Consider the following 6,755-nt stretch of genomic DNA (forward strand, 5'->3'; position numbering starts at 1 on the left):
AACCCTACCCGCGCGCGGGGAGGGACGGGGAGGGGGGACCACAAGCCACACGCCACCCCCTACCGTAGCCACCCGTACAAAAGCGGCATGGTCGCGAAGGCTGCCACGGTCTGCACGGTGAGGATGGCGGCCATGAGCTTTTCGTCGCCGCCCATCTGGCGGGCGAGGACGAAGGAGGCGGAGGCGGTGGGGAGGGACTGGAAGAAGGTCACCACGGCCAGCACGGGGGTGGGGACGCCCAGCAGCAGCCCGAGGCCGGCGGTGAGGACGGGCAGGGCGACGAACTTGAAGAGCATCGAGGCCAGGATGGGGCCCACCCCCTCGAGCAGGTGCTCGAAGCGCAGCGTGGCCCCCACCGACATCAGGCCGCAGGCCAGCGAGGCCTGGCCCAGGGCCCGGAGGGTGGGCTCGAGGCTCCCCAGCCCCGAGCCGGTCAGGTTGAACACAGCCCCCAGCGCGCAGGCCACGATCAGGGGGTTGGTCAGGACCGAGCGCAGCACCTCCCTCCAGCGCAGCGCCTGGTGGGAGGCGAACAGCGACAGCACCAGCACGCACAGCACGTTGACCAGCGGCACGGTGACGGCCACCAAAATAGCCGCCAGCGCCCCGCCGCCCGCGAACAGCACCGGCAGGGTGCCCAGCGCCACGTAGCTGTTGAAGCGGATGCCGCCCTGGAACACCGAGGTGAAGGCCTGGGGAGTAGCCGCCAGCCAGGGCCGCAGGAGCAGCATCAGCAGCGAGCAGCCCAGCAGCCCGCCCCACACCGAAAGCACCAGCGGCCAGCCGGGCACCTCGGAAAGCCGGGCGGTGGCGAGGTTGATGAACAGCAGCGAGGGGAAGAGGATCCAGTAGTTGACGCGGTCGAGCTGGGGCCAGAAGCCTTCCGCCACGAAATTGCACCGGCGCAGCCCGAAGCCGAGCGCGATCAGCAGGGAGATAGGGACCAGCGCGCTGGAAATGGCCTCCATGCGGCCTACACCATACACCGCACTGCCCGGGGCTCAGTGCGGCAGCCCCGTTTCGGAGGGGGCGATGCGCCCGGCCTCGAGCGCCCACGCCAGCAGCTCCAGGAACTTCCAGCACACCAGGCTGATCGCCGCCATCTCGCCCCCGTCCTCCAGCAGCTCGAGCCAGAGGTTGAAGCGCCCCTCGACGAACTTCTCGTGCACGGCGTCCACCACGACCCCGAAGACGGGGAGCAGCAGCACCAGCGGCACGACCTGGCGGAACTGTGCCCGGGTCTCGGGCCGGGCCAGCCCGTAGGCCAGCGCCACCGCCCCGGCCAGCGCCAGGCCGACGCCCAGCAGGACCAGCAATTCGGCGGCCTCGGCGGGCTCGAGGCCCCCCAGCGGCCCCAGCCCCGCCCGCGCGGCCACGAGTGGGGCCAGGGCCTCGTGCAGGCCGTAGAAGTCGTCGAGCAGCAAGTAGGCGAACAGCAACGCCCACGCCAGGTAGGCCGGGGCGCGGCGCAGCCAGGCCAGGCCGAGGGCGGCGAGCACCACCCAGAATTCCTGGACGTAGCCGAACACCTCGGCGTAGCCGCGGTCCATGTCCAGCGCCATGCGCGGGTCGCTGAACAGCCCGGCCAGCGCCCAGCCGGGATGGCTCACCGCCACCGCGTGGGCGAGGTAGAGCGCGAGTAGCAGCCCGTTGGTGCTGCCCAAGAGCACGAACCACAGACTTTTCATAGGGCCGTCAAGGCCACGGTAGCACATCAGTCCTGGGGGACGGGTTAATACAGCTCCAGCCGGGCGGCCCGCCGCTACTCGAGCCCCCCCGTGTCGGGCGGAATTGAGGCTTGATAGATTGGGGCATGCCCGAAGAGAGCAAGCCCGCCGACGCCAAGCCCGCGCCCCAGGACAACCTCGTCATCAGCCGCCACGCCGTCCGCATCGGCGGGCAGGAGGTGAGCTACACCGTCACCTGCGGGACCATCGTGCTGAAGGAGGAGAGCGAGAAGGAGGGCTCGAGCGAGGGCGAGAAGCCCAAGGCCAGCGTGTTCTTCATCGCCTACACCCGCGACGACGTGCCCGACAGGAGCCGCCGCCCCGTCACTTTTTCCTTCAACGGGGGTCCGGGCTCCTCCTCGGTGTGGCTGCACCTGGGCGTGCTGGGCCCCCGGCGGGTGCTGATGGACGACGACGGCAACCCCACCCCGCCGCCCTACCGCCTCGTGGACAACGAGCACTCGCTGCTCGACGTGAGCGACCTGGTGTTCATCGACCCGGTGGGCACGGGCTACAGCCGCATGGTGCCCGGCGAGAAGACCAAGGAGTACCACGGCTACAGGCGCGACGTCGAGGGCGTGGGCGAGTTCATCCGGCTCTACACCAGCCGCTACGGGCGCTGGACGAGCCCCAAGTTCCTCATCGGGGAGTCCTACGGCACCACCCGCGCCGCCGGGCTCAGCGGCCACCTGCAGGAGCGCCACGGCATGTACCTCAACGGGATCATGCTCGTCAGCAGCATCCTCGACTTCGCCACCGCCCGCTTCGCCCCCGGCCACGACCTGCCCCACGTGCTCTTCCTGCCCACCTACGCCGCGACCGCGTGGTACCACGAGAAGCTGCCGCCCGACCTGCAGAAGAGGCCCCTGCGGGCCTTCCTCGACGAGGTGGAGGCCTTCGCCGGCGGCGAGTACCTGAGGGCGCTGTTCCAGGGCAGCGCCCTCCCCGAGGCCGAGCGCGAGGGGGTGCTCGAGAAGCTCTCGCGCTACACCGGCCTCTCGCGGGAGTACCTCGAGCAGACCAACCTGCGCGTCGGAATTTACCGCTTCTGCAAGGAGCTGCTGCGTTCCGAGCGCAAGACGGTGGGCCGCCTCGACTCCCGCTTCACCGGGCACGACCGCGACGCGGCGGGCGAGAACAGCGAGTACGACCCCAGCTACGCCACCATCCAAGGGCCCTACACCGCCACCTTCAACCAGTACGTGCGCGAGGAGCTGGGCTTCGAGAGCGACCTGCCCTACGAGGTGCTCACCGGGCTCTACCAGAACTGGAGCTACAAGGAGTACGAGAACCAGTACCTCAACGTGGCCGAGACCCTGCGCAAGGCCATGAACCTCAACCCCTACCTCAAGGTCTTCGTGGGCTCGGGCTACTACGACCTCGCCACCCCCTACTTCGCCACCGACTACACCTTCGCCCACCTGGGCTTAGAGCCCCACCTCCAGGCCAACCTCCAGACCCGCTACTACGAGGCCGGGCACATGATGTACGTGCACCGGGCCAGCCTCGAGCAGATGAAGCACGACCTCGCGGCCTTCATGGCCGCCGCCGCGCCCGGCGCGACAACCTCGGGGCCTGGGGCCCGGGGCAAAGGCAAACCCCGCCCCAAAGCCAAGCCCTAGGTCCAGGGGTTGTGCAGCCTGACGCCCGCGGCCTCGAATAGGCCAGCCGGGGGTCGTTTTCCAACGGCCACTCCCGCACCCCCGGGTTGGGCTGCTTGGCGACGGTGCCGGAGAGAACAGAGGTGCCGAGGAGGTAGCTCATCCGCTCTGGCGCTCGCTGAAGTCGAGGGGCGGGCGGCCAAAGTCGTCCTCGTCGCGGGTCAGGTCGAGGTCAACGCCGACGAGCGGCGAGTCGCGGAACAGCTCATAGAGGTTGCGCGTCTTGGGGGCGATCTCGCGGCAGTCGTTCACCGAGAGGAGCGCCGCCGCCGCCCCGTGCCGGGTGATGATCCGCGGGCCGTCCTCTAAGGCTTCGTTGACCACCTGGCTGAGCTTGTTCTTGGCTTCCTGCAATTGCCCCGTCTTGGGCACGCCACCCCTCCAACCCGGCTATCAGAGCAGGCTTGCCAGGGCTCGAGCCGCCTGCTCCCCCTCCCGCACCGCCCCCTCCATGTAGCCGTTCCACACCGCCGCGGTCTCGGCGCCGGCCCAGTGGACGCGCCCGGCGGGCTGGCGCAGGGCCTCGCCGTAGGCGGTCCAGACGCCGGGGCCGAAGTGGGCGCCGTAGCAGCCCCTGGCCCAGGGCTCGTCCATCCAGTCTTTTTCCACGTACTGTTCGTACCGGGCAGCCTGGGGGCCGAAGTAGCGCACTAAGCAGGCGACGGCGGCGCGTTCGCGCTCGGCCCGCGACCGGCGGTGCATGCGGCGCCCGTCCTCGCCCTCCATGAAGCCCAGCAGCACGCCCGGGGAGCCGGAGGGCGGGGAGTTGTCGAAGGTGACGCGCACGGGGCCTTCGTCGCTGAAGGCCTGGCCGGTGAGGCCCTCCCTGCGCCAGAAGGGCTCGGCGTAGACCACCATCAGCTTGATCACCGAGCCCATCGGGAGGCGCTGGGTGAGCTGGTCGCGCAGGCCGGGCAGCGGGGGGTCGTAGGCCAGGCGGCCGGCCAGGGCGGGGGGCAGGGTGACGATGCAGTAGCGGGCCTCTACGCTCAGGCCCTCGGCCTCGACCCGCACCGAGCCCGGGTCCTGGGCGATCTTGTGGACGGGCCTCGAGCACAGCACCCGCCCGCCCAAGCCCTCGGCCAGGCGCTGGGCGATGCGCTGGGTGCCGCCCACGACGCGCTCGGCCTGGGCGCCCCGGTCCACGCTGACGAGGTTTTCCAAACCCCCGCCCGACTTGAGGTAGAAGAGAAAGTGCAGCAGCGACATCTGGTTGGGCTCCGCCGAGAACACCGCCTCGGTGACGAGCTCGAAGTAGCCCCGGCCGTGGCGGGTGCGGGTGTGGCGCCGCAGCCAGCTATAGAGGGTCTGGCTGTCGTACTCCAGCGCCTTGGGGTGGGTCCAGGGGGCCTCGAGGTCGAGCTCCCCGGCCATCGCCTTCAGGCGCCGCGAGGCCCGCAGGACGTCGAGCAGGGCCCACAGGGGGAACTTGGGGGCCGCCTCGCGGGCGGAGGCCATGCGGCTGAGGCGGCCCCCGAAGTGCACCACGTGCTCGCCCTGGTTGTAGGTGGGGAAGGTCTCCAGGCCCAGCTCGCGGCACAGCGCGTACATGCGCTCCTGGGTGGGGCCGATCCACTGCCCGCCGAGCTCGAGCGCCGTGCCGCCCGGCAGGGTGTGGTTCAGCACGCGCCCGCCCACCCGGTCCTGGGCCTCGAGCACCAGCACCGAATGCCCCGCCTGCGCCAGGGTCCGGGCCGCCACCAGCCCGGCCAGCCCGGCGCCCACGATCACCACGTCGCACTCCCGCACAGCATCTCGCTCCAAGGCGGTCCGCACCCCCAATCCAGGCTTGGCTTCAGAGTAGCCTAGCCTTAGGCTGGCCGCATGATCAGCGGCCTGGATCACCTACAGAAAAGGGGATGGTGTGGAAGGGGCTATAGTGCCCCGCATCTTCAATGCGGGGAGGGACTCGAGACATGCCGCCGGGCGCGGCGGCAGGCTCGTCTGCGGTACATGGACCCCTTCCACCAACCCCGCAGGGGTTGTATGCTGGGAACAGAAACGGCCCGGCGGTGTTGGCGCACCCCGAGCCCGGCATCACCTGCGAAGGAGGCGACGCACGTCGAGAATACCGCGCACAAGAAAGCTTTCGTATACCGCCTGTACCCCACCCGGGCGCAGGAGGAAGCCCTGGTGCGCATCCTGAACCTGACGCGGGAACTGTACAACGCCGCCTTGCAGGAGCGCCGCGAGGCCTGGAAAAAGGCCGGGAAGTCGGTCACGTTGTACGGGCAGATGCGGCTCTTGGGCGAGGTCAAGGCGGTAAGGCCGGAGTACCAAGGGGTGTACGCCCAGGTCTTGCAGGAGACCCTGAAGCGGCTCGACCGGGCTTTCCAGGGCTTCTTCTCCCGCGTAAAGCGGGGGGAGAAGGCCGGATACCCGCGCTTCCGGGGGCGGGGCCGGTGGGACAGCTTCACCTTCCCCCAGGTGTGGCGGGAGGGGAACTGGGTCGGGCCGGGCAAGCCCCTGGACAACGGCAAGGTCAAGGTTCCGGGGGTGGGCCACGTGCGCATCAAGCAGCACCGCCCCCCGGAGGGCACACCCAAGACCCTGACCCTCAAGCGCTCGGCGGGGTGCTGGTACGCGGTGTACGTCTGCGAGGTGGAGGCCCGACCCCTGCCGCCTTCGGAAGCGGCGGCGGGGCTCGACCTGGGGCTCTCACGCTTCGTGGCGACCTCGGACGGGGAACTCGTGTCGCCGCCGAGGGCGTACCGCAAGGCCGAGGCCAGACTGGCCCGCACCCAGCGGGCCCTGTCCCGCAAAAAGCGGGGCTCCAACCGACGCCGGGAGCTGAAGCGGCAACTGGCGCGGCAGCACCGCAAAGTAGCCAACCAGCGCAAGGACTTCCACCACAAGACGGCAAGGGGGCTGGTCAATACCTATGGAATCATAGTCCACGAAGACCTGAACACCGCCGGGCTGGCCCGCACCCGGTTATCCAAGGGCGTGCTGGACGCGGGCTGGTCGTCCTTCATCAGCATCCTCTCCGCCAAGGCTGCGAGCGCCGGGCGGAGAGTAGTGGCCGTAAAGCCACATTACACCAGCCAGATTTGCCCCGAATGCGGCGGCATCCAAAAAAAGGAACTGTCCGAGCGCGTCCATGCCTGCGAGTGTGGGTGTGTATTGGACAGGGACGTGGCCGCTGCAAAGGTCATTCTGGCGCTGGGCCTGGACGGGGCCCTCGGGGACGGGCAGCGGGTGGCCGCTCCCGCGTGAACCGAGAAGCCCCGCTCTGAAGAGCTTGTCATTACCCATAAGTCTTGATTTTACGTGCCAGACGCACACCTTCGACTAGGGTTTGCAGTCTGGCCATCCCCCTCCACAGGGTGAGCCAGCCCGGCATCCCGTCCCCCTTGCGGCCCTGGTG

Annotated in this window: 7 protein-coding genes; 2 read left to right on the forward strand and 5 right to left on the reverse strand. The window is 69.5% G+C overall.

Annotation, left to right across the window (positions count from 1 at the left end):
- Positions 1-59 precede the first annotated feature (59 nt).
- Entirely contained in the window at positions 60-968 is a 909-nt protein-coding gene (locus tag Mterra_RS17490) for an AEC family transporter (protein ID WP_119316324.1), read from the reverse strand.
- A 33-nt stretch (positions 969-1,001) separates the two neighbouring features.
- Entirely contained in the window at positions 1,002-1,688 is a 687-nt protein-coding gene (locus Mterra_RS17495; protein WP_147372910.1) for a hypothetical protein, read from the reverse strand.
- A gap of 125 nt (positions 1,689-1,813) precedes the next feature.
- On the opposite strand from Mterra_RS17495, the gene Mterra_RS17500 reads away from it, so the two are divergent.
- Positions 1,814-3,349 (forward strand): S10 family peptidase, encoded by a 1,536-nt coding sequence (locus Mterra_RS17500; protein WP_119316326.1) that lies wholly within the window; start codon positions 1,814-1,816, stop codon positions 3,347-3,349.
- Between the two features lie 138 nt (positions 3,350-3,487).
- Here the strand turns inward: Mterra_RS17500 and Mterra_RS17505 are convergent, their stop codons facing one another.
- A complete protein-coding gene (locus Mterra_RS17505; RefSeq protein ID WP_119316327.1) occupies positions 3,488-3,760 on the reverse strand; it encodes a type II toxin-antitoxin system prevent-host-death family antitoxin in 273 nt (90 codons plus the stop codon).
- A gap of 21 nt (positions 3,761-3,781) precedes the next feature.
- Complete coding sequence (locus tag Mterra_RS17510; RefSeq protein ID WP_245971679.1) at positions 3,782-5,152, reverse strand: flavin monoamine oxidase family protein; 1,371 nt, start codon at positions 5,150-5,152, stop codon at positions 3,782-3,784.
- Between the two features lie 369 nt (positions 5,153-5,521).
- Between Mterra_RS17510 and Mterra_RS17515 the strand changes: the two genes are divergently transcribed.
- Complete coding sequence (locus tag Mterra_RS17515) at positions 5,522-6,604, forward strand: RNA-guided endonuclease InsQ/TnpB family protein (RefSeq protein WP_245971680.1); 1,083 nt, start codon at positions 5,522-5,524, stop codon at positions 6,602-6,604.
- A 31-nt stretch (positions 6,605-6,635) separates the two neighbouring features.
- On the opposite strand, the gene Mterra_RS23500 is transcribed toward Mterra_RS17515, so the two are convergent.
- Positions 6,636-6,755 (reverse strand): IS4 family transposase (locus tag Mterra_RS23500; protein ID WP_147372510.1); only part of this gene is annotated, 120 nt, incomplete at its 5' end.

Source organism: Calidithermus terrae (genome assembly GCF_003574345.1).
Taxonomy (GTDB): Bacteria; Deinococcota; Deinococci; order Deinococcales; family Thermaceae; genus Calidithermus; species Calidithermus chliarophilus.